The 22,580-nt window shown below is 70.0% G+C and carries 25 protein-coding genes; 20 read left to right on the forward strand and 5 right to left on the reverse strand.

All coding sequences use genetic code 11. The features are described 5' to 3' along the window. Positions 1-134 precede the first annotated feature (134 nt). Positions 135-1,589, forward strand: a complete 1,455-nt coding sequence (locus ACFKCF_RS45500) for a putative quinol monooxygenase (RefSeq protein WP_394501602.1) — start codon at positions 135-137, stop codon at positions 1,587-1,589. On the opposite strand, the gene ACFKCF_RS45505 is transcribed toward ACFKCF_RS45500, so the two are convergent. Beyond that, the gene (locus tag ACFKCF_RS45505; RefSeq protein ID WP_355378682.1) at positions 1,579-1,815 is read right to left on the reverse strand and encodes a glutaredoxin family protein; all 237 of its coding nucleotides are present in this window, start codon (positions 1,813-1,815) and stop codon (positions 1,579-1,581) included. The two genes, ACFKCF_RS45500 and ACFKCF_RS45505, sit on opposite strands and share 11 nt — an antisense overlap. 115 nt (positions 1,816-1,930) lie before the next feature. Between ACFKCF_RS45505 and ACFKCF_RS45510 the strand changes: the two genes are divergently transcribed. The 7 genes from ACFKCF_RS45510 to hemL all read left to right on the forward strand — a co-directional run bounded on the left by ACFKCF_RS45510 (position 1,931) and on the right by hemL (position 9,560). After that, on the forward strand, positions 1,931-2,608 hold the full coding sequence (locus ACFKCF_RS45510) for a redox-sensing transcriptional repressor Rex (protein ID WP_185069965.1): 678 nt from the start codon (positions 1,931-1,933) through the stop codon (positions 2,606-2,608). After that, entirely contained in the window at positions 2,605-3,861 is a 1,257-nt protein-coding gene (locus tag ACFKCF_RS45515) for a glutamyl-tRNA reductase (protein WP_394501603.1), read from the forward strand. Before ACFKCF_RS45510 ends, ACFKCF_RS45515 begins: the two co-directional genes overlap by 4 nt. Further along, a complete protein-coding gene (hemC, locus tag ACFKCF_RS45520; RefSeq protein ID WP_394501604.1) occupies positions 3,858-4,772 on the forward strand; it encodes a hydroxymethylbilane synthase in 915 nt (304 codons plus the stop codon). Before ACFKCF_RS45515 ends, hemC begins: the two co-directional genes overlap by 4 nt. Further along, complete coding sequence (locus ACFKCF_RS45525) at positions 4,769-6,313, forward strand: uroporphyrinogen-III synthase (RefSeq protein ID WP_394501605.1); 1,545 nt, start codon at positions 4,769-4,771, stop codon at positions 6,311-6,313. The genes hemC and ACFKCF_RS45525 overlap by 4 nt, the downstream gene beginning before the upstream one ends. Positions 6,314-6,352: 39 nt before the next feature. Beyond that, a complete protein-coding gene (gene hemB, locus ACFKCF_RS45530; protein ID WP_394501606.1) occupies positions 6,353-7,336 on the forward strand; it encodes a porphobilinogen synthase in 984 nt (327 codons plus the stop codon). A gap of 134 nt (positions 7,337-7,470) precedes the next feature. After that, entirely contained in the window at positions 7,471-8,100 is a 630-nt protein-coding gene (locus ACFKCF_RS45535; protein ID WP_394501607.1) for a bifunctional DNA primase/polymerase, read from the forward strand. Between the two features lie 170 nt (positions 8,101-8,270). Beyond that, entirely contained in the window at positions 8,271-9,560 is a 1,290-nt protein-coding gene (gene hemL / locus ACFKCF_RS45540; RefSeq protein ID WP_394501608.1) for a glutamate-1-semialdehyde 2,1-aminomutase, read from the forward strand. Here hemL and ACFKCF_RS45545 read toward each other — a convergent pair. Next, positions 9,557-10,420 (reverse strand): EamA family transporter, encoded by an 864-nt coding sequence (locus tag ACFKCF_RS45545; RefSeq protein ID WP_394501609.1) that lies wholly within the window; start codon positions 10,418-10,420, stop codon positions 9,557-9,559. The genes hemL and ACFKCF_RS45545 overlap by 4 nt on opposite strands. A gap of 184 nt (positions 10,421-10,604) precedes the next feature. Between ACFKCF_RS45545 and ACFKCF_RS45550 the strand changes: the two genes are divergently transcribed. The 6 genes from ACFKCF_RS45550 to ccsB all read left to right on the forward strand — a co-directional run bounded on the left by ACFKCF_RS45550 (position 10,605) and on the right by ccsB (position 16,093). Continuing rightward, entirely contained in the window at positions 10,605-11,525 is a 921-nt protein-coding gene (locus ACFKCF_RS45550) for a LysR family transcriptional regulator (protein WP_394501610.1), read from the forward strand. A gap of 53 nt (positions 11,526-11,578) precedes the next feature. Next, a complete protein-coding gene (locus ACFKCF_RS45555) occupies positions 11,579-12,217 on the forward strand; it encodes a histidine phosphatase family protein (protein WP_394501611.1) in 639 nt (212 codons plus the stop codon). 71 nt (positions 12,218-12,288) lie between these two features. After that, positions 12,289-12,855 (forward strand): TlpA family protein disulfide reductase, encoded by a 567-nt coding sequence (locus tag ACFKCF_RS45560; RefSeq protein ID WP_394501612.1) that lies wholly within the window; start codon positions 12,289-12,291, stop codon positions 12,853-12,855. Then, positions 12,848-13,570 carry a cytochrome c biogenesis CcdA family protein gene (locus ACFKCF_RS45565; protein WP_394501613.1) on the forward strand — a complete coding sequence of 241 codons (723 nt, stop codon included), beginning with the start codon at positions 12,848-12,850 and terminating at the stop codon, positions 13,568-13,570. The genes ACFKCF_RS45560 and ACFKCF_RS45565 overlap by 8 nt, the downstream gene beginning before the upstream one ends. Beyond that, positions 13,570-15,129, forward strand: coding sequence for a cytochrome c biogenesis protein ResB (locus ACFKCF_RS45570; RefSeq protein ID WP_394501614.1), 1,560 nt, complete (start codon positions 13,570-13,572; stop codon positions 15,127-15,129). Before ACFKCF_RS45565 ends, ACFKCF_RS45570 begins: the two co-directional genes overlap by 1 nt. Beyond that, positions 15,119-16,093 (forward strand): c-type cytochrome biogenesis protein CcsB, encoded by a 975-nt coding sequence (gene ccsB, locus ACFKCF_RS45575; protein ID WP_394501615.1) that lies wholly within the window; start codon positions 15,119-15,121, stop codon positions 16,091-16,093. Before ACFKCF_RS45570 ends, ccsB begins: the two co-directional genes overlap by 11 nt. Positions 16,094-16,098: 5 nt before the next feature. Here ccsB and ACFKCF_RS45580 read toward each other — a convergent pair whose 3' ends face one another. Continuing rightward, on the reverse strand, positions 16,099-16,389 hold the full coding sequence (locus ACFKCF_RS45580) for a PLD nuclease N-terminal domain-containing protein (RefSeq protein WP_394501616.1): 291 nt from the start codon (positions 16,387-16,389) through the stop codon (positions 16,099-16,101). A 135-nt stretch (positions 16,390-16,524) separates the two neighbouring features. On the opposite strand from ACFKCF_RS45580, the gene ACFKCF_RS45585 reads away from it, so the two are divergent. Next, a complete protein-coding gene (locus ACFKCF_RS45585; RefSeq protein WP_394501617.1) occupies positions 16,525-17,586 on the forward strand; it encodes a hypothetical protein in 1,062 nt (353 codons plus the stop codon). Between the two features lie 10 nt (positions 17,587-17,596). Continuing rightward, a complete protein-coding gene (locus ACFKCF_RS45590) occupies positions 17,597-17,839 on the forward strand; it encodes a hypothetical protein (protein ID WP_185069981.1) in 243 nt (80 codons plus the stop codon). A gap of 138 nt (positions 17,840-17,977) precedes the next feature. On the opposite strand, the gene ACFKCF_RS45595 is transcribed toward ACFKCF_RS45590, so the two are convergent. Further along, positions 17,978-18,199: a BldC family transcriptional regulator gene (locus tag ACFKCF_RS45595; RefSeq protein WP_026214226.1), complete on the reverse strand. Its 222-nt coding sequence runs from the start codon at positions 18,197-18,199 to the stop codon at positions 17,978-17,980. Between the two features lie 257 nt (positions 18,200-18,456). Between ACFKCF_RS45595 and ACFKCF_RS45600 the strand changes: the two genes are divergently transcribed. After that, positions 18,457-18,675 carry a DUF4229 domain-containing protein gene (locus ACFKCF_RS45600; protein ID WP_394501618.1) on the forward strand — a complete coding sequence of 73 codons (219 nt, stop codon included), beginning with the start codon at positions 18,457-18,459 and terminating at the stop codon, positions 18,673-18,675. On the opposite strand, the gene ACFKCF_RS45605 is transcribed toward ACFKCF_RS45600, so the two are convergent. After that, the gene (locus ACFKCF_RS45605) at positions 18,672-19,877 is read right to left on the reverse strand and encodes a hypothetical protein (protein WP_394501619.1); all 1,206 of its coding nucleotides are present in this window, start codon (positions 19,875-19,877) and stop codon (positions 18,672-18,674) included. The genes ACFKCF_RS45600 and ACFKCF_RS45605 overlap by 4 nt on opposite strands. Positions 19,878-19,984: 107 nt before the next feature. Here ACFKCF_RS45605 and ACFKCF_RS45610 point away from each other — a divergent pair, with 107 nt between their 5' ends. The 3 genes from ACFKCF_RS45610 to ACFKCF_RS45620 all read left to right on the forward strand — a co-directional run bounded on the left by ACFKCF_RS45610 (position 19,985) and on the right by ACFKCF_RS45620 (position 22,578). Then, complete coding sequence (locus ACFKCF_RS45610; RefSeq protein WP_394501620.1) at positions 19,985-20,701, forward strand: demethylmenaquinone methyltransferase; 717 nt, start codon at positions 19,985-19,987, stop codon at positions 20,699-20,701. Between the two features lie 163 nt (positions 20,702-20,864). Further along, positions 20,865-22,118 (forward strand): geranylgeranyl reductase family protein, encoded by a 1,254-nt coding sequence (locus ACFKCF_RS45615; protein ID WP_394501621.1) that lies wholly within the window; start codon positions 20,865-20,867, stop codon positions 22,116-22,118. 64 nt (positions 22,119-22,182) lie between these two features. Then, positions 22,183-22,578 carry an NADH-quinone oxidoreductase subunit A gene (locus tag ACFKCF_RS45620; RefSeq protein ID WP_394501622.1) on the forward strand — a complete coding sequence of 132 codons (396 nt, stop codon included), beginning with the start codon at positions 22,183-22,185 and terminating at the stop codon, positions 22,576-22,578. The last annotated feature ends 2 nt before the right edge of the window (positions 22,579-22,580 follow it).

The raw sequence follows: 22,580 nt of genomic DNA on the forward strand, positions 1-22,580 counted from the left end.
AGAAATCAACCGGAAATTCCACAATCCACAGCTTGCTGGCATGACTAGGCGTAATCGGCGGATACCGTGTCTCCCGACCCGTTCCCTCTTCGGCTACCGGCTGGGAGGCATCGTCCGGCAGCATTGGAGTCACCATGGAGATCCTCGTTGCTGTCATAGCTTTCGCGGGCGCCCTCCTGGCCGCGATCGCGGTGGGCGCCCTGATTCAACGACTTCGCGACGAGCCTGAGGGGTGGTTGATCGCCTGGACCGTTGCAGTCGTGTCTCTTTGCCTGTCACTGGCCGTGATCGGCGTCGGCTACGTCTTCGGGTTCGGCTCGGTCACGTTCCGGATCTACCAGATCACGGGATCGCTGCTGGCGCCGCTCTGGCTGGCCGTCGGCATGGTCCAGCTGCTGGCGGAGAAGGCGCCGCCGAGGTTCCTCGCATGGCTGTTCGGCATCGCCCTGACGATCGTGTCGGTGGCCATCCTCATCTTCGACCCGCTCAAGAGCGAGGAGCTGGGCAAGTCGCTGCCGGCGGCCGCCCAATTCTGGGCGATCATCCCCGACAAGCTGCTGCTCGGCGTGCACGTCGTCGACGTCCTGGTCATGCTCGGCATGCTCGTCGTGGCGGGGCTCAAGTGGCGCCAGGGTGACGAGTACGACACCGACAACCTGCACGCGTCGGCGGTCATCGTCCCCTCGGGGATGGCGCTCGTGGGCGCGATGAGGTTCACGGTGCCGGCGCTGTTCACCACGGCGCTGCTGGCCGTCGCCGCGGCGGCCGTCTGGTACACCGTGCTGCGGCCCCTGGCGCCGTACGAGGACGACGACGAGGACGACTTCGACTCCGACCGCGACGAGCGCCCTTCGCGCCGCGACGATCGCTCTCAGCGCCGCGAGGAGCGTGCGCAGCACCATGACGAGCGGCCCATGTTCCGCGACGAGGCGCCCCCGCCGGGCCCCAGGGGCATGCCGGAGCCCGTTCCCGGAGGTCCAGGGCTCCCGCCCGCCCCGCCGCGCAGGTCGTCGGGCCTGGGCGATCTGGTGGCCGAATACCGGGCGGGCGACCAGGGGGTCGACTACGCCGCGCGCATGGCGCCGCCGCCCGACTCGGGCCCCTCGACCGGCTACATCATGAACGGCGCGCCGCCCGCCGCGCAGGCGCCGCCCCAGCGCCCCGACTTCGCGATGCCGGGGACCGGCGCGGTCTACCCGGGCGCCGAGCTGTTCTCGCCCGGGCCGCAGCAGCAACAGCAGCCCGGCTCCGGCAAGCCCTCACCGAAAATCTACGGCCTGCTCACCGTCTTCACGATCATGGACGGGGCCGGCGAGGCGTTCGACCGGCTGGCCGAGGCGACCGTCGAGGCCGTGCGCCGCGGCGAGCCCGACACGCTCGTGTACGCCTGCCACGCGGTCAAGTCGGCGCCCCTGCAGCGCATCGTCTACGAGCTCTACCGCGACGAGATCGCCTACGGCGACCACCAGCGCCAGCCCCACGTCGAGAGGTTCCTCAACGAGCGGCAGGCGATGGTGCTGGCCACCAACGTCATCGAGCTCAATGTCAACGCCGCGAAGGTGGTGCCGCTCCCGACGGTCATGTACTGAGGGCCGCCCGCAGCCGGGCCTCGTCGACCCGCCAGAAGTCGTGCTGCACGCCGTCGATCAGCGTGACCGGGATCATCTCCCAGTACTTCTCCTGAAGCTCCTCGGAGGACTCGATGCTGATCTCCTCCCACGGCACCCCGAGCTCGCCTGCCACCTTGGCGATGATCTCTCGCGCGTCCTCACACAGGTGACAGCCGGGCTTGCCGAGCAACGTGATGCGATGCATACGCACACGCTACCGTCGCGACTTTGTGCATCGGTTCACAAAGGGATTAACCTGAAAGACGGTTCGATTCCGTTCACGCGGTCCCCACACCGCCCGTCCCCTGGAGCTCCGGCACGTGAAGAGCCCGTCCCAGCCCCGCGACCGCGGCATTCCCGAGGCGACGGTCGCCAGGCTTCCGTTGTACCTCCGGGCGCTGCACGGGATGGCCGAGCGGGGCATCGCGACCGTCAGCTCCGAGGACCTGGCCGTCGCCGCCGGCGTCAACTCGGCCAAGCTGCGCAAGGATCTGTCACACCTCGGCTCCTACGGCACCCGCGGCGTAGGCTATGACGTCGAGTACCTCGTCTATCAGATCTCCCGAGAGCTCGGCCTGACGCAAGACTGGGCGGTCGCGATCGTCGGAGTCGGTAACCTCGGCCGGGCGCTGGCCAACTACGGCGGTTTCGTCTCCAGGGGCTTCCGGGTCGCAGCCCTCGTGGACGCCGACCCCGAAGTCGTGGGCGACACCATCGCGGGGTTGAATGTTGAGCACATCGACGAACTGGAAGCCGTCATCAAGCGGCGTGGAGTCTCGATCGTGGTTCTGGCGACACCGGCGGCCGCGGCGCAGGAAGTGTGCGATCGCGTGATTTCCGTGGGTGTGACCAGCATCCTGAACTTCGCCCCAGTTGTGCTTTCCGTGCCGGACGGCGTCGATGTCCGTAAAGTCGACCTATCTATCGAACTGCAGATTCTCGCGTTCCACGAGCAACGCAAGGCTGGGGGGCCACTCATGGCGGTGGACAGTCAATGAGTGTTCTGGCTATCGGACTCAGCCACCGGACCGCTCCGGTGGCGCTTTTGGAGCGCGTCTCGGTCACCGGCGACGCGCTCGCCAAACTCCTGTACGACGTGCAGCAGGATCCCTGCGTCGCGGAGGCCATGGTGGTCTCGACCTGCAACAGGGTCGAGGTCTACGTCACGGTCGACCGCTTCCACGCCGCCGTCACCGCCGTCACCGGCCTGCTCGGCGTCCACTCGGGCGTCCCGGTCGAGGAGCTGACGCCGCACCTCTACGTGCACTACGAGGAGCGGGCCGTCGAACACCTGTTCTCCATGGTGTGCGGGCTCGACTCCATGGTCGTGGGCGAGGGCCAGATCCTCGGCCAGGTCCGCCAGGCGCTCAAGCTGGCGCAGCGCCACGGCACCGTCGGAGCCACTCTCAACGAGCTGGTCCAGCAGGCGCTGCGGGTCGGCAAGCGGGCGCACCACGAGACCGGCATCGACCAGGCCGGCGCCTCCCTCGTCTCCGCCGGGCTGGCCCTGGCCGGCGACCTGGCCGGGCGGCGGGCGCTGGTGGTCGGGGCGGGCTCCATGAGCTCGCTGGCCGCCGTCACGCTGGCACGCGCCGGGGTCACCGACATCGTGGTGGCCAACCGTACGTACGAGCGCGGCGCGCGGCTGGCCGAGTCCGTCGGCGGCCGGGCGGTGGGCTTCGCCGCCGTGGCCGACGAGCTGGCCGGGGCCGACATCGTCATCACCTGCACGGGCGCCGGGCGTCATGTCATCACGCCCGGCATGCTGAGCCGGCCCGCGTTCCTGCTGGACCTGGCGCTGCCGCACGACATCGACCCGGGCGTCCGGGCCGTGCCCGGCGTCACGCTGGTGGATCTGGAGACGATCCAGGAGTCCGGGATCGGCTCCCGCGGCGGCGACGCCGTCGAGTCCGTCCGCGCGCTCGTGGCCGAGGAGCTGCGCGCCTACCTCGACGCCGAGCGGGCCGCCAAGGTCACCCCGACCGTGGTGGCGCTGCGCAGCAAGGCGGCGAGCGTGGTCGAGTCGGAGCTCGGCCGCCTGCTCATGCGGGTGCCCGACCTCGACGAGAAGGCGCGCGACGAGGTCGCCATGACCGTGCAGCGCGTCGTCGACAAGCTGCTCCACGAGCCCACTGTGCGTGTCAAGCAACTCGCCACCTGCCCAGGAGGCGATCATTATGCGGAAGCGCTGCGTGAGCTGTTCAATCTCGATCCGAAGATGCCCGAGGCCGTGAGGGAGGTGGAGCTGTGACGTCGGGAGCTCTGCGGCTGGGGACGCGTCGTAGCCTGATGGCCACCACGCAGTCCCAGATGGTGGCCGACGACTACACGCGGCTCACCGGACGCGCGGTCGAGCTGGTGGGTGTCACGACGTTCGGCGACGTCACCAAGGCCCACCTCGCGCAGCTCGGCGGCACGGGCGTGTTCGTCAGCGCGCTGCGCGACAAGCTCATGGAGGACGAGGTCGACTTCGCCGTCCATTCGCTGAAGGACCTGCCGACCAAGCAGGACCCGCGCTTCACGCTGGCGGCGATCCCGGCCCGGCACGACCACCGCGACGCGCTGGTCGGCCCGCGCAAGTTCGCCGACCTCGCGCCCGGCGCCCGGGTCGGCACCGGCTCGCCCCGCCGGATCGCCATGCTGAGCGCGCTTCGGCCCGACCTGGAGTACGTCCCGATCCGTGGCAACGCCGACACGCGTATCGGCAAGGTAACCTCAGGTGAGCTCGACGCGGTCGTGCTGGCCTCGGCCGGCCTGACCAGGATCGGCCGTGACGCCGAAATCGCACAGATCTTCGAGGTGGAGGAGTTGCTGCCGGCTCCCGGTCAGGGCGCGCTGGCCGTGGAGTGCAGGTCCGACAGGGCCGACCTCATCGAGTTCCTGAGCGTTCTCGACGACCCGCGCACGCGCTCCGCGGTGACCGCCGAGCGAGCCGTGCTGGCGGCTCTCGAGGCTGGTTGCGCCGCTCCGGTGGGTGCTTTCGCGGCCGATGACGGGCACACTCTGAACCTGACCGCCGTGGTCGTCGCCATCGACGGCCGCGAGGCGGTCCGCAAGTCCACCGCCGGATCTCCTTCGGAGGCCGCGAACCTGGGCCGCCGCCTGGCGGCCGAGATGATCGCCGAAGGAGCCGACAGATTGATGGGGGAGCATTCCCATTGAGCTCCGATAGTCCAACCTCCGGATTCGTCGCGTTCGTGGGCGCGGGACCCGGCGATCCCAACCTGCTCACGCTCCGCGCCGCCGAGCTGCTCGCCAAGGCCGACGCCGTGGTGCTCGGCGACGAAGAACACCGCCCGTTGCTGCGCCACTGCCGCGAGGGCGTCGAGGTCGTCGAGGACGACCTGATCAAGCGGGCCAAGCTCGGCCAGCTCGTGGTGCGCCTGTGCGAGGGCGACCCGATGCTGTTCTCCTCGATCACCGAGGAGGTCGCGGCCTGCACCGCGGCGGAGGTGGACTTCGAGATCGTTCCCGGCGTGCCGCCCGCGACCGCCGTGCTCACGTACGCGGGCATCCCGCCCGCGAGCGCCGTCCCCGAGTTCCGGATCGTGGACGCGGCGCAGGAGCAGGACTGGGCCGCGCACGCCGCCTGCCGCGGCACCCTGGTGATCTACAACGGCATCGGCGACGCCGTGGCCATCGGCAAGGCGCTCATCGCGGGCGGCAAGTCCGACACCACGCCCGTCGCGGTCAGCAGCGGCGGCACCACCACCGAGCAGTACACCGTCGTGTCCTCGCTCGGCCGGCTCCAGCCCGACCTCAAGCACGCCGGATTCACCGAGCCGGCGCTCATCGTGGTCGGCGAGGCCGTGGGGCTGCGCGACAAGCTGTCGTGGTTCGAGACCAAGCCGCTGTTCGGCTGGCGGGTGCTGGTGCCCCGCACCAAGGAGCAATCGCGCAGCCTGTCCGAGCAGCTCGTCGCCTACGGCGCGGTGCCCGAGGAGGTGCCGACCATCTCGGTCGAGCCGCCCCGCACGCCGCAGCAGATGGACCGCGCCATCAAGGGGCTCGTCACGGGCCGCTACGAGTGGGTGGCCTTCACCAGCGCCAACGCGGTCAAGGCGGTGCGCGAGAAGTTCGAGGAATACGGTCTTGACGCGCGGGCCTTCGCCGGGCTCAAGGTGGCGGCCGTGGGCGACGCGACCGCGCGGGCCCTGGTCGAGTTCGGGGTCAAGCCCGACCTGCTGCCGTCGGGTGAGCAGTCCTCCGAGGGACTGGTGGCCGAGTGGCCGCCGTACGACTCGATGCTCGACCCGATCAACCGGGTGCTGCTGCCCCGGGCCGACATCTCCACCGACACGCTGGTGGCCGGGCTCACCGAGCTGGGCTGGGAGTGCGACGACGTCACCGCCTACCGCACCGTGCGGGCCGCGCCGCCGCCCGCGCCCATCCGCGAGGCGATCAAGGGCGGCGGATTCGACGCCGTGCTCTTCACGTCCTCGTCCACCGTGCGCAACCTGGTGGGCATCGCGGGCAAGCCGCACAACGTCACGGTGATCGCGGTCATCGGGCCGCAGACGGCCAAGACGGCCGAGGAGTTCGGGCTCCGGGTGGACGTGATGGCCGACAAGCCGTCGGCCTCCGCCCTGGCCGCCGCGGTGGCCGAGTACGGAGCCAAGCAGCGCCAGGCGGCGCTGGCGGCGGGCGACACCCCGCGCCGGCCGTCGCAGAACCGCCGTGGCGCCAGGAGAAGAGCCAGGTGAATTCTTAGCCTTCGCGTTCTCGCGATTGAGGAGTGGCGTATGACCGCGCAGTACCCTGTGGCCCGGCCGCGGCGGCTGCGTCGCAGCCCCGCCCTGCGCCGGATGGTGGCGGGCACCAGGTTGCACGCCGCCGACCTGATCCTGCCCGCGTTCGTCAAGGAGGGCATCGCCGAGCCGCAGCCCGTGGCCTCGATGCCGGGTGTCTTCCAGCACACCCGCGACTCGCTGCGCAAGGCCGCGCACGAGGCGGCGGAGGCGGGCGTCGGCGGGATCATCCTGTTCGGGATCCCCGCCGTGAAGGACGCGCGGGGCTCGGCCGCCGACGATCCCGACGGGATCCTGCAGGTGGCGTTGCGTGAGGTGAACGCCGAGGTCGGCGACGCGGTCGTGGTCATGGCCGACACCTGCCTCGACGAGTTCACCGACCACGGGCACTGCGGGATCCTCACCCCGTCCGGCGACGTGGACAACGACGCCACGCTGGAGCGCTACGCCTCGATCGCGGTGGCCCAGGCCGCCGCGGGGTCGCAGATGGTGGCGCCGAGCGGGATGATGGACGGCCAGGTGGGGGCGATCCGCTCCGCCCTGGACGGGGCCGGTTATGGCGATGTCCCGATCTTGGCCTATTCGGTGAAGTACGCGTCCGCCTTCTACGGGCCGTTCCGCGACGCCGCCGAGTGCGCGCCGCAGTTCGGCGACCGCAGCACCCACCAGCAGGACCCCGCCGGGCCCCTGGAGGAGGCGCTGCGCGAGGTCCGGCTCGACCTCGCCGAGGGCGCCGACGCCGTCATGGTCAAGCCCGCGCTGGCCTACCTCGACATCATCACCGGCGTGCGCGACGAGGTGGACGTCCCGGTGGCGGCCTACCAGGTGAGCGGCGAGTACGCCATGATCGAGGCGGCCGCGGCCAACGGCTGGGTGGACCGGGGCCGCATGATCAACGAATCGCTGGTGGCGATCAAGCGCGCCGGGGCCGACCTGATCCTCACGTACTGGGCAACGGAAGTGGCACGAGGGCTCTAACCAAGGGGTTTCCCGTCAACTCGTGAGGCCTGTGCGTTAGAGTGCGATAACAAGTGCTGGTGTGTCCCGCGTGGCGCGTATGGCTGCCCGGAGCCGGGACCTCCTCAGGCGCGGGGACTTGACGGGAGACACCAATGGTGGGGGTACCACTGGCTCGGCGTACCAGAAAACGGTCGCGGCCGACACGCATCGGCACCGTGCTCGAATACGCCGCCATGGGGTGGCCCGTCGTGCCGGGGGCCCATCCGCTGCGTCACGGGCCGCGTGCCTGCTCCTGTGACCGCCTCGGCTGTCCCGATCCGGGCGCCCATCCGCTCTCGCCCGCCTGGAATCTGCAGGCCACGACGGACACGGCGCTGCTGACGCGCTGGTGGCAGGCCGAGCCCGAGGCCAACGTGATCCTGCCCACCGGACGCGTGTTCGACGTCTTCGACGTACCGCTCGCCATCGGCCTGTCGGCCCTCACCCGGATCGACAACGCCGGAGCACACCCTGGCCCGGTCGCCGCCAACGGCGACCGGGTCTTGTTTTACGTGGCCACGCGGGGCAATCCGGAGGACGAGGACGAGTGGTGGTCGTGCCAGCTCGACTGCGATCCCGCCACGATCGACGACACGCCCGGGCTGAGGTGGCACTGCCGCGACAGCTACGTCCTCGCGCCCCCGTCGGCCCTTCCGACGGGGCAGCCCGTCTCCTGGCTCCGGCCCCCCAACGGGCAGCCGTTGCCGGACCCGCTGCGCATCCTGGAGTGGCTGGCCGACTGACCTCTGCGGGCCGCCGTCGCCCGGCTGGGCGCCGTTGACGTGCGCCGGGCCCCGCCGCCCGGCGGCTCGCCGTCCGGGGCGCCTGAGGGTTTCCGGGGACAAGGTCGTGAGGGTGTCGCCTCGAAGGGGGCGTGCGGGGGGCGGGTGGGGGCGCGGCTAACCTGGGTCGGGTGAGCCGTACACAGAACTCCGAGGACCTGTTCGCCCGCGCCCGCCGGATCGTGCCCGGGGGTGTCAACTCGCCGGTGCGCGCGTTCGGAGCGGTCGGCGGGACGCCGCGCTTCATGGTCTCCGGCCAGGGCCCCTACATCACCGACGTCGACGGCAACCGGTACGTCGACCTGGTGTGCTCCTGGGGCCCCATGATCCTCGGGCACCGGCACCCTTCGGTCGTCGAGGCCGTGTCCGGGGCGGTCGCCGACGGGTTCTCCTACGGCACCGCCACTCCCGGCGAGGTGGAGCTGGCCGAGGAGATCGTCGCCAGGGTCGCGCCGGTCGAGAAGGTGCGGCTGGTCAGCTCGGGCACCGAGGCGACGATGAGCGCGGTGCGGCTGGCCAGGGGGTTCACCGGGCGGTCGAAGGTGATCAAGTTCGCGGGGTGCTACCACGGGCACGTCGACGCGCTGCTGGCCGCGGCCGGGTCCGGGGTGGCGACGTTCGGGCTGCCCGACACGCCGGGCGTGACGGGGGCATCGGCGGCGGACACGATCGTGCTGCCGTACAACTCCGTCGAGGCCGTCGAGGCGGCCTTCGCGGAGGCGGAGGTCGCGTGCGTGATCACGGAGGCCTGCCCGGCGAACATGGGGATCGTCCCGCCGAAGGACGGGTTCAACGCGCGCCTGCGCGAGCTGTGCACGGCCCACGGCGCGCTGCTCATCGTCGACGAGGTGCTGACGGGGTTCCGGGTCTCGCCCGCGGGCTGGTACGGCCTGCAGCCGGTGGAGGCCGACCTGATGACGTTCGGGAAGGTCATGGGCGGCGGCCTGCCCGCCGCGGCCTTCGGGGGACGGGCCGAGGTGATGGCCCTGCTCGCGCCCGAGGGGCCCGTCTACCAGGCGGGGACGCTGTCCGGCAACCCGCTGGCCTGCGCGGCCGGCCTGGCCACCCTGCGCGCCCTGGACGCCGAGGCCTATGAGCGGGTGGACGCCGCCGCCCTCGCCGTCGGCGACGCGGCCTCCGAGGCGCTGTCGGCCGCCGGGGTGCCGCACCGGCTGCAGCGGGCGGGCAACCTGTTCTCGATCTTCTTCACGGACGCCGAGGTGACGAACTTCGCCGAGGCCAAGACGCAGAACACGGCCGCGTTCACCGCGTTCTTCCACGCGATGCTCGACCAGGGCGTCTATCTGCCGCCCTCGGCGTACGAGGCCTGGTTCCTGTCGGCCTCCCACGACGAGGAGGCGCTGGGCCGCGTGGCCGAGGCGCTGCCCGCCGCGGCGAAGGCGGCTGCCGCCGTGCTCTAAGGGGTGGTGGTCGCGAGTGCGCGGCGGGGCTTCGTGCCCGCGTACAGGACGCCCGAGATGACCAGGGCCGCCGCCACCAGCTTCAGCCAGGAGATCGGCTCGCCGGTCACCAGCGCCGCCGACGACATGCCGAACACCGGCACGAGCAGCGTGTACGGCGCCACCGTGGAGGCGTCGTACCGGCGCAGGAGCCAGCCCCAGACGCCGAAGCCGCCGAGCGTGGAGACGAACGCCACGTACAGCAGCGAGAGCCAGCCCTCAGCGGCCGGGTCCAGCACCGGCACGCCCTCCAGCCAGAGCGACAGGAGCAGGAGCGGGATCGCGGAGAAGGCGCTCACCCAGACCATGAAGCGGAACGAGTCGGGCGGCGCGGCCTTGCGCTGAACCACGTTGCCGAGGCCCCAGGCGGCCGCCGCGGCCAGGCAGAGGGCGAAGGCGCCGAGCGGGCCCGACACTCCGAAGTCGAGCGCGACCAGGGCCAGGCCGCCGAAGGCGACGCCCAGCCCGAGCACGCGGCGGGCGGTGAGCCGCTCCCTGAGCAGCGTCACCGCGAACAACACGGTGAAGATCGCCTGCGTCTGCAGGACGAGTGAGGTCAGCCCGGCCGGCATGCCCGCTCGCATGCCCACGAGCAGGAAACCGAACTGGCCGACCCCGATGGTGGCCGCCACCCCCGCGACCCAGCGCCACGGGACTCCCGGGCGGCCGGCGAACAGCAGGGCGGGGAACGCCGCCAGGGCGAACCTGATGCCCGCGTACAGCAGCGGCGGGAAGTGCCGCAGGCCGGCCTGCATGACCACGAAGTTGAAGCCCCAGACGGCCGCGAGGCCGACGGCGAGGGCGAGGTGGCGGGGTCTCACTCAGCGGGCGGGCTTCTGGTAGCGGATGCGCTGCTCGCGAGCCTGCTCGGCCAGCACCTTGAGGTAGGACACGGAGCTCGGCTGCTGCTTCTTCGTCTTAAGGATTCTCATGCATCTATTTTCATCCGCTACACATTCAACGACAAGCGAGACTTTCTACGCTAAACCATTTAGGATGACTTACATGTTGGACTTGAACCGGCTCAAGGCCCTTCATGCGGTCCATGTCTACGGGTCGGTCGGCGCGGCGGCCGACGCCCTCATGGTCACGCCCTCGGCGGTCTCCCAGCAGATCGCCAAGCTGGAGCGCGAGACCGGCGCCCGGCTCATGGAGCGCAACGGGCGCGGCGTGCGCCTCACGGACGCGGCCGGCCTGCTGGCCGAGCACGCCGAGCGCATCCTCGCCCTGGTCGAGACGGCGGAGGCGGACTTCGAGGCGCTGCGCGGCGAGGTCGTCGGCCGCCTGAACATCGCGGCCTTCCCCACGGCCGTGCGCGGCCTCATGCCCGGCGCGCTCGTCTCGCTCCGGGAGCGCCACCCCGACCTGTGGGTCCAGCTCAGCGAGCGCGAGCCGGAGCGGGTGGTGCGCGAGGTGGCCAGGGGCGAGCTGGACCTGGGCGTCATCCAGGACTGGCTCAACCGGCCCATGGCCCTGCCAGAGGGCCTGTCCAGGGCCACGCTGCTCGACGACGTGGCCGACATCGCGGTGCCCGCCGACCACCCGCTGGCCCACGCCAGGGAGCTGGAGCTCGCCCAGTTGCGCGACAGCCACTGGATCAGCGGGTCTCCCGGCACCGTGTGCCACGACTGGCTCGTCTTCACCCTGCGCAACGCCTCGGTGGAGCCCGTGATCGCGTGCATGGCCGACGAGTACCCGACCCAGCTCGCGCTGGTGGGGGGCGGGCTGGGGTGCGCGATCGTGCCGCGGCTCGGCCGCGACTGCGTGCCGGACGGCGTGCGGCTCGTGCCGATCAGGCCGCGCCAGACCCGGCGCATCTACGCCGTGTGGCGCACGGACGCGGCCCGCCGTCCCGCGATCAGGGCCATGGTGGAGGCGCTGGCCGAGGCGAGCAGGAAGCAGGAGAACGCCTGGGCCGTCAACTGAGCCGCCGGGCCTCACGCTGCTCATAGAGGTGGAGCGGATAGGCTGTGCGCACCATGGCTGAAACCACCGTCGTCCATCTGCTGCGCCACGGCGAGGTGCACAATCCCGCCGGCGTCCTGTACGGCAGGCTCCCGGGCTACCACCTGTCCGAGACGGGAAAGCTCATGGCCGAGACGGTCGCCAAGGCCGTGGGCGGCCGTGACATCGTCGCCATCTACAGCTCCCCGCTGGAGCGCGCCCTCGAGACCGCGGCGCCCCTCGCCGAGAAGCTCGGCCTCGACGTCGTCCAGGACGATCGCCTGATCGAGGCGGGCAACCTGCTCCAAGGCCGCCCGGTGGGCCAGGGCCTGGCGATCCTGCGAAACCCGCGCAACTACCGCTATTTCTGGAACCCGCTGCGCCCGTCCTGGGGCGAGGCGTACCCGTCGATCGTCAGGCGCATGAAGTCGGTGATCGACGACGCCAGGGCGGCGGCCCGCGGGCACGAGGTGGTGCTCGTCAGCCACCAGCTCCCCATCTGGACGATCAGGTCGGCCGCCGAGGGCCGCCGGCTCTGGCACGACCCGCGGCGCAGGCAGTGCGCGCTGGCCAGCCTCACCACCCTCACCTTCGACGGCGACCGCCTCGTCAGCGTCGGCTACAGCGAGCCCGCGGGGTCGCTTCAGACCGGTCCGTCCGTTCCCGGGGCCTGATGTCCGGGGCGAGGGGGCTCGCCGGTAGAGTTGCAAGCTCTACCGCTTGTAGTACAAGGAGATCTTCCTCCGTGCGCGCCAAGTCCATCTCTCTCGTCCTCCTGGGCCTGCTGGTCGCGGGCTGCGCGGGCAACCAGGGCGGCCAGCCGCAGGCCGGCGACACCCGTTTCGTCGCCGGCGACGGGAAGATGCAGGTGTTCGACGCGGCCGAGCGCAAGGCCGCGCCCGCGATCGAGGGGCCGACCCTCGACGGGGCCACCGCCTCGCTCGCCGCGCACAAGGGCAAGGTCGTGGTGCTCAACTTCTGGGCGTCCTGGTGCGGCCCGTGCCGGGCGGAGGCGCCGGTGCTCAAGGAGGTCGCGGCCAAGACCAAGGCCGGCGGCGTGGAGTTCATCGGCGTCGACTTCAAGGACCGCCAGGCCGACGCGCTGGCGTTCGAGCGCACCGAGAAGACCGGCTACCCGCACATCTTCGACCAGCCGGGCAAGGTGGCGCTGGCCTTCCAGGGCACGGTGCCGCCCGCGGCCATCCCGTCCACCCTGATCATCGACAAGCAGGGCAGGATCGCGGCGCGGGCACTCGGCGCGGTCAAGTACACCGACCTGCTCAACACCGTGACCAAGGTGCGCGATGAGTGACGTCGTGGCCTCGGGCTCGCTGCTGCTCGCGGTGCCGATCGCGGTGCTGGCGGGGGTCGTGTCGTTCCTGTCGCCGTGCGTGCTGCCGCTGGTGCCGGGCTACCTGTCGTACGTGACCGGCATGAGCGCCGACCCCAAGCGGGGGCGGCTGGTGCTGGGGGCGGTGCTGTTCGTGGCCGGGTTCGGGCTGGTGTTCGTGCTCAGCGGGGCGCTGTTCGGCGGGCTCGGCTCGGTCATGCTGGACCATGTCGAGATCATCACGCGGGTGCTCGGGGTGCTGACCATCCTGCTCGGGCTCGCGTTCCTGGGGCTCGTCCCCGGGCTGATGCGGGACGTGCGCATCCACAAGGTGCCCGCCGCGGGGCTGGCCGGGGCGCCGCTGCTCGGCGTGGTGTTCGGGCTGGGGTGGACGCCGTGCATCGGGCCCACGCTGGCCGTCGTGCTGGCGCTCGGGCTCAACGAGGGCAGCGCCGCGCGTGGCGCCCTCCTGGCCGTCGCGTACGCGCTGGGCCTCGGGCTGCCGTTCGTGGGCGCGGCGCTCGCGTACAGCAAGGCCCTGCGCACGTTCCGGGCCATCCGCAAGCACTCGCGCCTGATCACCAGGATCGGCGGCGGCATGATGGTGGCCGTCGGGGTACTGCTCGTGACCGGGCTGTGGGGAGAGATGATCGCTGCCATGCAGGGCCTGATCGGCGGCTTCGAGCCGGTGATCTGATGAGCGTCAAGGAGCTGGAGAAGGAGCAGTCGCCGCAGCAGGCGGGGTTCGGGCTGGTCGCCTGGCTGCGATGGGGCTGGCGCACGCTCACCTCGATGAAGACGGCGCTGATCCTGCTCTTCCTGCTCGCGCTCGCCTCGGTGCCGGGCTCGCTGGTGCCGCAGCGCGGTGTCGACCCCGACAAGGTGGCGCAGCTCTACCAGAAGAGCCCCACGCTGGCCGAGTGGTACGACAGGTTCCAGCTCTTCCAGGTGTTCACCTCGGTCTGGTTCGCGGCGATCTACCTGCTGCTGTTCACCTCGCTGATCGGCTGCATCATCCCGCGCACCGCCACTTACCTGCGCGAGCTGCGCCGCAAGCCGCCGGCCGCACCCAAGAAACTGTCCCGTCTGCCGCACTTCGCCTCTTTCGAGGGCGACCTGGAGGTCGGAAGGGCCGCCGCGCGGCTGCGCAAGCTGCGCTTCCGCGTCGTGACCGGCGACGGGTGGGTGTCGGCCGAGAAGGGCTTCCTGCGCGAGACCGGCAACCTGTTCTTCCACGTCGCCCTGCTGGGGATCCTGTTCGCGGTCGGCTTCGGCTCCCTGTTCGGCTACCGCGGCAACGTCCTGGTCGTCGAGGGCGACGGGTTCGCCAACACGGTGGCCGCCTACGACCGGTTCATCCCCGGCAGCCAGGTTTCGGCCGAGTCGCTGGAGCCGTTCTCCTTCCAGCTGGAGGACTTCAAGGTCGCCTACCAGGTGACGGGGGAGAAGCGGGGGCAGGCCCTCGACTACACGGCCCGCCTGAAGGTCAACGACTCGCCCGGGTCGCCCGCCCGCGAGTACGACCTCAAGGTCAACGACCCGCTGGAGATCAACGGCACGCAGACGTACCTGATCGGCAACGGCTACGCCCCCGTCTTCAAGGTCACCGACGGCAAGGGGCAGGTCGCCTTCGAGGGCCCGGTGCCGTGCCTCATCGAGGCCAAGGCCACGATGACCTCGGGATGCGTGGTCAAGGTGCCCGACGCCCAGCCGTCGCAGCTCGGGTTCCTGCTGCAGTTCCTGCCCACCAGCGTGCCGCTCACGGACGGCACGTACGCCTCGGCCTTCCCCGGCGAGCTCAACCCCGAGGTGCAGCTCGTCGGGGCCTTCAGCGGCGACCTGGGGCTGCGCTCCGGGCAGCCGCAGTCGGTCTACGAGCTCGCGCCGCCCGAGCTCATGAAGAAGCTCACCCCGCTGATCATGGGCAAGAGCGTGCCCAAGCCGCTCGCCGTCGGCCAGTCGATCGACCTGCCGAAGGGGGCGGGCAAGCTGGAGTTCACCGGGGTCAAGGAATGGATCACGCTCCAGACGGCGTACGACCCCGGGCGCGTGCCGGTGCTGATCGCCGCCGCCACGGCCGTCGTCGCCATCGCGCTGTCCCTGATGATCCGCCGCCGCAGGGTGTTCGTGCGGCTCGGGAACGGCGTGGTCGAGGTGGGCGGCCTCACCCGCACAGAGGGCTCCGCGGCGGGCTTCGCCGAGGAGTTCGCCGACATCGTCAAGGTTCTATCCGCAGGAGAAAAGGATGTCCGCTGAGCAACTCGCGGAGCTGAGCGACCTTTTCGTCGTCGCCGCCGTTCTGCTCTACTTCTTCGCCATGATCGGGTTCGCGATCGAGCTGGCCTTCGGCAGGTCCCGGCCGGACAAGGCGGCCGCCGCCGAGCGATCCGAGCTCAAGCAGCCGGTCGCGGTCGGAGCGGCCGGCGCCGACGCGGCGCCCCCGGCCGACGGCCCGGTTGACGGCGCCGTCGCCACCCCGGAGGCCAAGGAGCCGTCATCTGGGGCGCTCAGGGCCGGCAAGGCGGCCCTGGTGCTCGCCTGGGTGGGCTGGGCGGCCAACCTCGCCGCCATCGTCACCCGCGGCATGGCCGTGGACCGGTGGCCGTGGGGCAACATGTACGAGTTCGTGGTGGCCATCTGCTTCGCCGCCGTGACCGCGTTCCTCGGCACCCAGATCCGCTACAACGTGCGCTTCCTCGGCGCCTTCGTGATGGTCACGGCGGCCCTCGGCCTCGGCCTGGCGGTCAAGTTCTTCTACACGGCGGCCGGGCCGGTCGTGCCCGCGCTGGACTCGTACTGGATCGCCATCCACGTCAGCGCCGCGATCATCTCCAGCGGCCTGTTCACGCTGGCCGGCGTCGCCGGGGTCCTCTACCTGGTGCGCGGCGACGGGATGTCACGCCTGCCCTCGCGGGCCGACCTGGAGCGGGTGGCGCACCGGGCGATCGTGTTCTCGTTCCCGCTGTGGACGTTCGCGGTGATCGCGGGCGCGCTCTGGGCCGACCGGGCATGGGGCCGCTACTGGGGCTGGGACCCCAAGGAGATCTGGTCGTTCATCACCTGGGTGGCCTACGCCGCCTACCTGCACGCCAAGGTGACGGCCGGGTGGCGGGGCAGGGCCGCGACGATCGTGCAGCTCGTGGCGTTCGCGTGCCTGATGTTCAACCTGATCGGCGTCAACGTCTTCATCAGCGGCCTGCACAGCTACGCCGACGTCTGATCGGCTCAGACGTCGTCGCCACGCATGCGGCGGTCGAGGTCGCGCAGGAAGTCGGGGTCGTCGTCCGGCCCCTTCGGCACGCCCGGACCCGGGGGCACCGGCCACGCGGCGCGCGGGGCCCGCGGACGGCCGCGGGCCATCCACACCAGACCGCCGAGCACCGGGATCAGGACGACGATCAGGATCCACAGGGCCTTTGGTACGTTCCGAACCTCATCTTCTGGTGCGGTGACCACGTCGAACAGCGAGAAGAGCCAGAAGACCAGCAGCGCCAGGCCGATCAGTACACCTGCCATTCCTGAACTGTAAGCCATCCGCGACGTGATCGTGCTTCCCGATGTCCCATTTCAGGTGACTAGGGGAAGACATGCGTCGTACCGTGGAGGCCGATGCGGCGAAGTCGCCGGACTCCACGGGCGTTGAGAGGTGCGATGGCCTTTTCTGACTCCAAGGCGTCTGGCGACAAGGGCCGGCATCGGCGCGGCCGTTGGTGGCGGCGCGGCTCGTACCTTTTCTCGCGGCGCGGCGAGGCGCCCCGCGACGCGGACCGCTCCGTCTGGTTCAACGCCCGCGAGAAGCCCCTTGAGAGCCGTACGGACGCCAGGGCACGCAAGAACCGGGGCCGGGGCGCCGACGTGCCCAGAGGGCAGCCTGAGCGAGCCGGAGAGCGCGAGCGGACGAGATGGCCGGGTGATGAGCGGGGTGAGCGGATGGCGTGGCCGGGCGACGAGGTACGACGGCCCTCCGAGACGAGCTGGGACGGGTTCTCGTTGCGCGAGCGTGGCGAGCGACTGCCCGCGGCCGTGGTCGAACGCCCCCGCTACACCTGGTACGACTTCGAGCTCGACGACCAGCCCAGGGCCCAGCCCAACCGGCCCGGCGTGCCGTCCATGGGCGACGGCCTGCGCCACTGCGGCAAGCTGGAGTCCATCCTGCACCGCCAGTGGGACGCCAGGGTGGGCCCGCCGTCGGCGGACGTCGTACGCGCGGTGGAGAGCCTCGCCCGGCTGCCGGAGCGGCTGAAGGAGAAGCTCGCGGCCGGGCTGGAGGGCATCTACGTCGGCCACGGCGGCGTCCCGGACCTCGACGACATGGGCTACTTACGCGGCGCCCCGCTTCCGTCGGGCCGCGCCACCTGGGACATCTGCGCGGGCGCGTACGGCGACCGCAAGATCGTCGTGGGTGACCGCCCGTCACCCACCCCGGACGTGATGATGCACGAGGTCGGCCACGCCATCGACGACATCGACTCGGCGTACGGCGGCTGGGTCTCCGACTCGCCGGAGTTCGTCCGCCTCTACGACACGGCCATGCCGCTGCTGGCCTCCACCTTCCACCGCCAGGGCGGGGGACTCGGCCGCAAGGAGTTCTTCGCCGACGCCTTCGCCGCCATCGCCTCCCGCCAGCGTCCGGCCCTCGTGGACATGCTCGGGGGAGACACGCGGATGGCGCTGGACATCATGCTCTTCTTCAACCGGCGCTACGGAATCTAGGTGATCGGACATGTACGTCATCCGGCTCGCGGACGGGACCCTGCGCGTGCCGCAGAGCCTGACCAGCGAAGACGGGCGTCTGATCGGGAACGCGTACGTCGAGGTGCAGCCCGGTGATCCGGACTACGAGCAGTGGTTGCCGGAGGCGCTGACGGAGGAGGAGCTGGCCGAGCGCCGCAACCAGTGGGAGAAGGAGAACGACGAACTGGAGCGTGAGTTCCTGGCCTTCAAGGCGCGGCAGGAGGACGCCTGAGGCGAACGGACAGGCGCCAGCCACGGTCGGCGGTTGGCGCCGCCCCATGCTTGCCGTACTGAAGTGTGGCCGGAAAGCACGCGAACAGTGGGTCGCGCCGGCGGTGATCCTGCCGTCGCAGGATCACCGTCTGCACGGTCAGACGCGCGGGGACTCACCTGCCGGCCTGTCGGCCGTCAAAACGTCCTCGCCTCGTAGAAGGGCGTGCACTTCCGACTCGCGGAAACGCCGATGCCCTCCGGGGGTGCGGATACTGCTGATGCGGCCTGCCGCAGCCCAGCGTGTAACCGTCTTTGGGTCTACCCGGAAGAGGGCGGCAACCTCTCCTGGGGTCAGCAGACGCTCGCTGCTACTCTCCACCAATCTCTCCCCCTCGCATCCCGCTTCCTGCCAGCGGGCGGACAGGTAACCAGTGTGTCGAGCGAAGCCTGATTTATCCGTGGTTTTCTGCAAAGATCACGGGTTGTTATCAGCTGACTGCCCGATTGTTATATGATAGAGCCTCTTTGGGGCTCTCGTGGGTGTTTCTTTACGAAACTCCCTGACTGGGAACAGTAGCATCGCTCGCGTTCGATGCGAAGAGCGACCGGTCCACGGGTCCGAGTAACCTCGAACCTGTGCGTCCTGTTCTCCTTTACACACTGTCGCGGATCGGCATCTTTGCGGTCACTCTTGGGGTGCTGTGGCTGCTCGGCCTGCAAAACCCGCTGGTGCTGATCGCGGTGTCTTTCTTGATCAGCGGCATAGCGAGCTACGTCCTGCTCAGCAAGCAGCGTGATGCCGTGAGCGAGCGCATCAGCAACAAGATCGACCGGCCGAAGCCGCAAGACGACTAGGGCAGGGGGAACATGCCAATCCGGGCATGGTACTCCCGTCCGAGTCTGGTTGTGTCGCTACCGACAAGTAGTCCTCTGTGATGCGCGTAAAACGCCTTCACGCCGATCCCGCGCTCCCGTGTGGGATTCCAACTGAGGGCCATTCCCGTAGTGGGATGAATGGCGCCGATCCCCGGGCGTGAGACCGCTCCAGGGCCGGCGGAGTCCCGCCCCTGCGGATTGTTCAGCCAGCGCTGATGGCCGCCGACGTAGACCGCCGCGCCCGTCACGGAAACCGCGTAGAGCGAGTCGCCTCCGGTGGCGTTCACCCAGGTCGGCTTGATGGTGGCGCCCTTGGCGTACGCCTCGAACCTGGCCGCCGTGTCGCACATCCCGCCCTTGGGGCCGCCGGTGGTGACGACCGCGAAATAGTGGCCGTCGGGTGAGAAGTCGAGGCCGCGCACGTAGGAGGGGAACTCGCTCATGCACCGGCGCGCGTACGCCTCGGTCCGCCAGGGCGCGAGCCTGGCGGTGGGCCCGCTGATGTCGATGAGCCCGAGCTGCGGCCTGGACTGGCCGTCGAGCGTGGTGAACGTGCCGTCCACGGCGAGCCGGTAGCGCGTGGCGGCGATCGCGTAGACCTTCACCTTGGGCGTCAGCGACCTTCCCGGCGTGATGCCGAACGCCGGGTCGGCCGCGCCCGTCGTCGCGTCGATCCTGGCCAGCGCGGTGCGCGGGCTGGTGAAGTCGCCGCCCACGTACAGCTTCGAGCCCTGCCTGGCCAGCGTGGAGACCATGCCGCCGCCGATGCGCGGCGCGAAGCCGGTCACCAGCGAGCCGTCGGAGAGCTTGAGCCTGGCCAGCGACCTGGCGGGCGCGTCGTTGACGCCGATGAACTCGCCGCCGACGTAGACGGTGCCCTGGTCGCCGGCGGCCAGGCCGTACACGGGGCCCGGGACGATCGGTGCGAAGTCCGGCAGGATGCGGCCCGTGGTCAGGTCGTAGGCGAAGAGGTTGGAGCGCGGGTAGGCGGTGGTGCGGGCGGCGTCGCTCACTTCGCTGAACGAGCCGCCGACCACGACGGTGTCCCCGACGACCGTGATCGCGTTGACGATGCCGTCGAGCACGTGGGGGGTGCTGTCTACCGGGTCGGCCGAGACGACGCGGAAGTGCGCCGTGGGTGCCGAGGCGATGATCGCCGCAAGGGCGACACGGGCAAGCATTCGCCAAGTTTTAGCAGACGTTCAGTAACCTCGTGGCTACTTTCCGTTGAATGTCGTGTTCATGCCCGCCGGGTATGGGCCTGGAGGGGCTCCCATAGTCTTGGCCTATGACGCGTGCTCAGTTGGACAAACAGCCGGACGAGGTCGCCGCGATGTTCGATCGCACCGCCCGGCGCTACGACCTGGTCAATGACGTGATCTCCCTCGGCCAGGTCAGGCGGTGGCGCAAGGCGGTGGCCGCGGCCATCGACGCGGGCCCCGGGGAGCTCGTGCTCGACCTGGGCGCCGGCACCGGCACGTCCACCGACGCGTTCACCACGCTGGGCGCGCGGGCCATCGCGTCGGACTTCTCGCTGGGCATGCTCCGCACCGGCGTGCGCCGCCACGGCGGCAACGCGCTGTCAGGTGAGGGGGTGCCCTTCATCGCCGGCGACGCGCTGCGCCTGCCGTTCGCCGACGAGGCGTTCGACGCCGTGACGATCTCGGTGGCGCTGCGCAACGTGCACGACACCGCGCAGGCGCTGCGGGAGATGCTGCGCGTCACCAAGCCGGGCGGCCGGCTGGTGATCTTGGAGTTCTCCCACGTGACGTTCGAGCCCTTCGATGTCGTCTACCGCGAATATCTGATGAAGCTGCTGCCAAAAGTGGCCATGGTGTTCGGCTCCAATGACGATTCCTACGAATATCTCGCTGAGTCGATCCGGGATTGGCCCGACCAGCGCACGCTGGCCCGGACCATTCAGGAGGCCGGCTGGGAGCGGGTCGCCTGGCGCAATCTCACGATGGGCATCGTCGCCCTGCACAGAGGGTTCAAGTCGGCGTGAGACCACACGCGACACACCGTTCCTCTTGGATCACAGAACAGCACCCCGACTGCCACTATGTACAGGAAAAGCAGTAGACTGCGGGCCGACAAGTTTGTGAAGGGGTTCACAAAGGAACGAAGGCAGCACACCCCCGAGGCCTTCGAGCGTGTAGGACAGGACAGTGACCGTGCCAACAGCCACGAAGGCTGACGCTGACGTCATCGTCGTCGGCGCCGGTCCCGCCGGTTCCGCAACCGCTTTTTACCTCGCTCAGGCCGGCCTCGACGTGCTGCTCCTGGAGAAGACCAGGTTCCCCCGCGAGAAGGTCTGTGGCGACGGCCTGACGCCGCGGGCGGTCAAGCAGTTGCTCAACATGGGTGTCGACATCGACGCTCCCGGCTGGGTCAGGAACAAGGGCCTGCGCGTCGTCGGCGGCGGTCTCCGCTTCGACCTCGACTGGCCGCAGCTCGAGCGCTTTCCCGACTTCGGGCTCGTACGCACCCGCCAGGACTTCGACCAGATCGTCGCCGCCAACGCGGTCAAGAACGGCGTGCGCCTGATGGAGGGCGTGACCGTCACGGGGCCCGTCCTCGACGACCGCAGCGGCCACATCGTCGGCGTGACGACCAAGGACGGCCGCGAATACCGCAGCCGCGTGGTGGTGGCCGCCGACGGCAACAGCACCCGGCTGGCCCTGGGCATGGGACTGCACAAGCGCGAGGACCGCCCGATGGGCGTGGCGGTGCGGACGTACTTCGAGAGCCCGCGCCACGACGACGACTACCTCGAGATCTGGCTGGAGCTGTGGGCCCAGGAGAAGCTGCTGCCCGGCTACGGCTGGATCTTCGGCGTCGGTGACGGCACCGCCAACGTGGGCCTCGGGCTGCTCAACACCAGCGCGCAGTTCAAGAACATCGACTACCGGGACCTGCTGCGGACCTGGTGCAAGGCCATGCCTCCCGAGTGGGAGTTCACCGAGGAGAACATGACGGCCCCCATCCGCGGCGCCGCGCTCCCCATGGCCTTCAACCGGCAGCCGCATTACACGCGCGGTCTGGTGCTCGTGGGTGACTCGGGCGGGTCGATCAACCCGTTCAACGGCGAGGGCATCGCCTACGCCATGGAGACCGGCGAGATCGCCGCGGAGGTCATCGCCAAGGCCCTCAAGGGCACCACCCCCGCGGAGCAAGAACGCACTCTGAGGACCTATCCTCAGGTGCTGAAGGACGCCTACGGCGGATACTTCACCCTGGGCCGGCTGTTCGTCGAGGTCATCGGAAAGCCGGGCGTCATGAGCTTCGGCACCAGGCACGGTCTCCCTCACCCGAGGCTGATGCGCTTCGCCATCAAACTCCTTGGTAATCTCACCGACCGGCGAGGCGATGCGTCAGACATGATCATTAACGCTCTCTCGAAGGTCGCCCCACCAGCATGAATCTCAGAACTGACAGATCCGGCTGCGCGCCCGCGCGCGCGGCGACTCCGGAGGAGGCGTAGCGATGGACCTTTACGTGCCCATCCTGGTGCTCGCCGTTCTCGCGGGGGGCTTCGCGATCTTCTCGGTCGCCATCGCTCCCTTCACCGGCCCCAAGCGCTGGAACCGCGCCAAGCTTGACGCCTATGAATGCGGCATCGAGCCGACGCCCCAGCCCGTCGGTGGCGGACGGTTCCCGCTCAAGTACATGGTCACGGCGATGCTCTTCATCGTCTTCGACATCGAGATCATCTTCCTCTATCCGTGGGCGGTCTCGTTCGCGCCGTTGAAGAACGACGCGGGCCAGGACATCGTCTCCGGCCTCGGGCTGTTCGCCCTGGTGGAGATGGTGCTGTTCATCGTCACCGTGCTCGTCGCCTACGCGTACGTGTGGCGCCGCAAGGGTCTGGACTGGGACTGAAA

Source organism: Nonomuraea sp. JJY05, assembly GCF_043496855.1.
In the GTDB taxonomy this organism is placed as follows: domain Bacteria; phylum Actinomycetota; class Actinomycetes; order Streptosporangiales; family Streptosporangiaceae; genus Nonomuraea.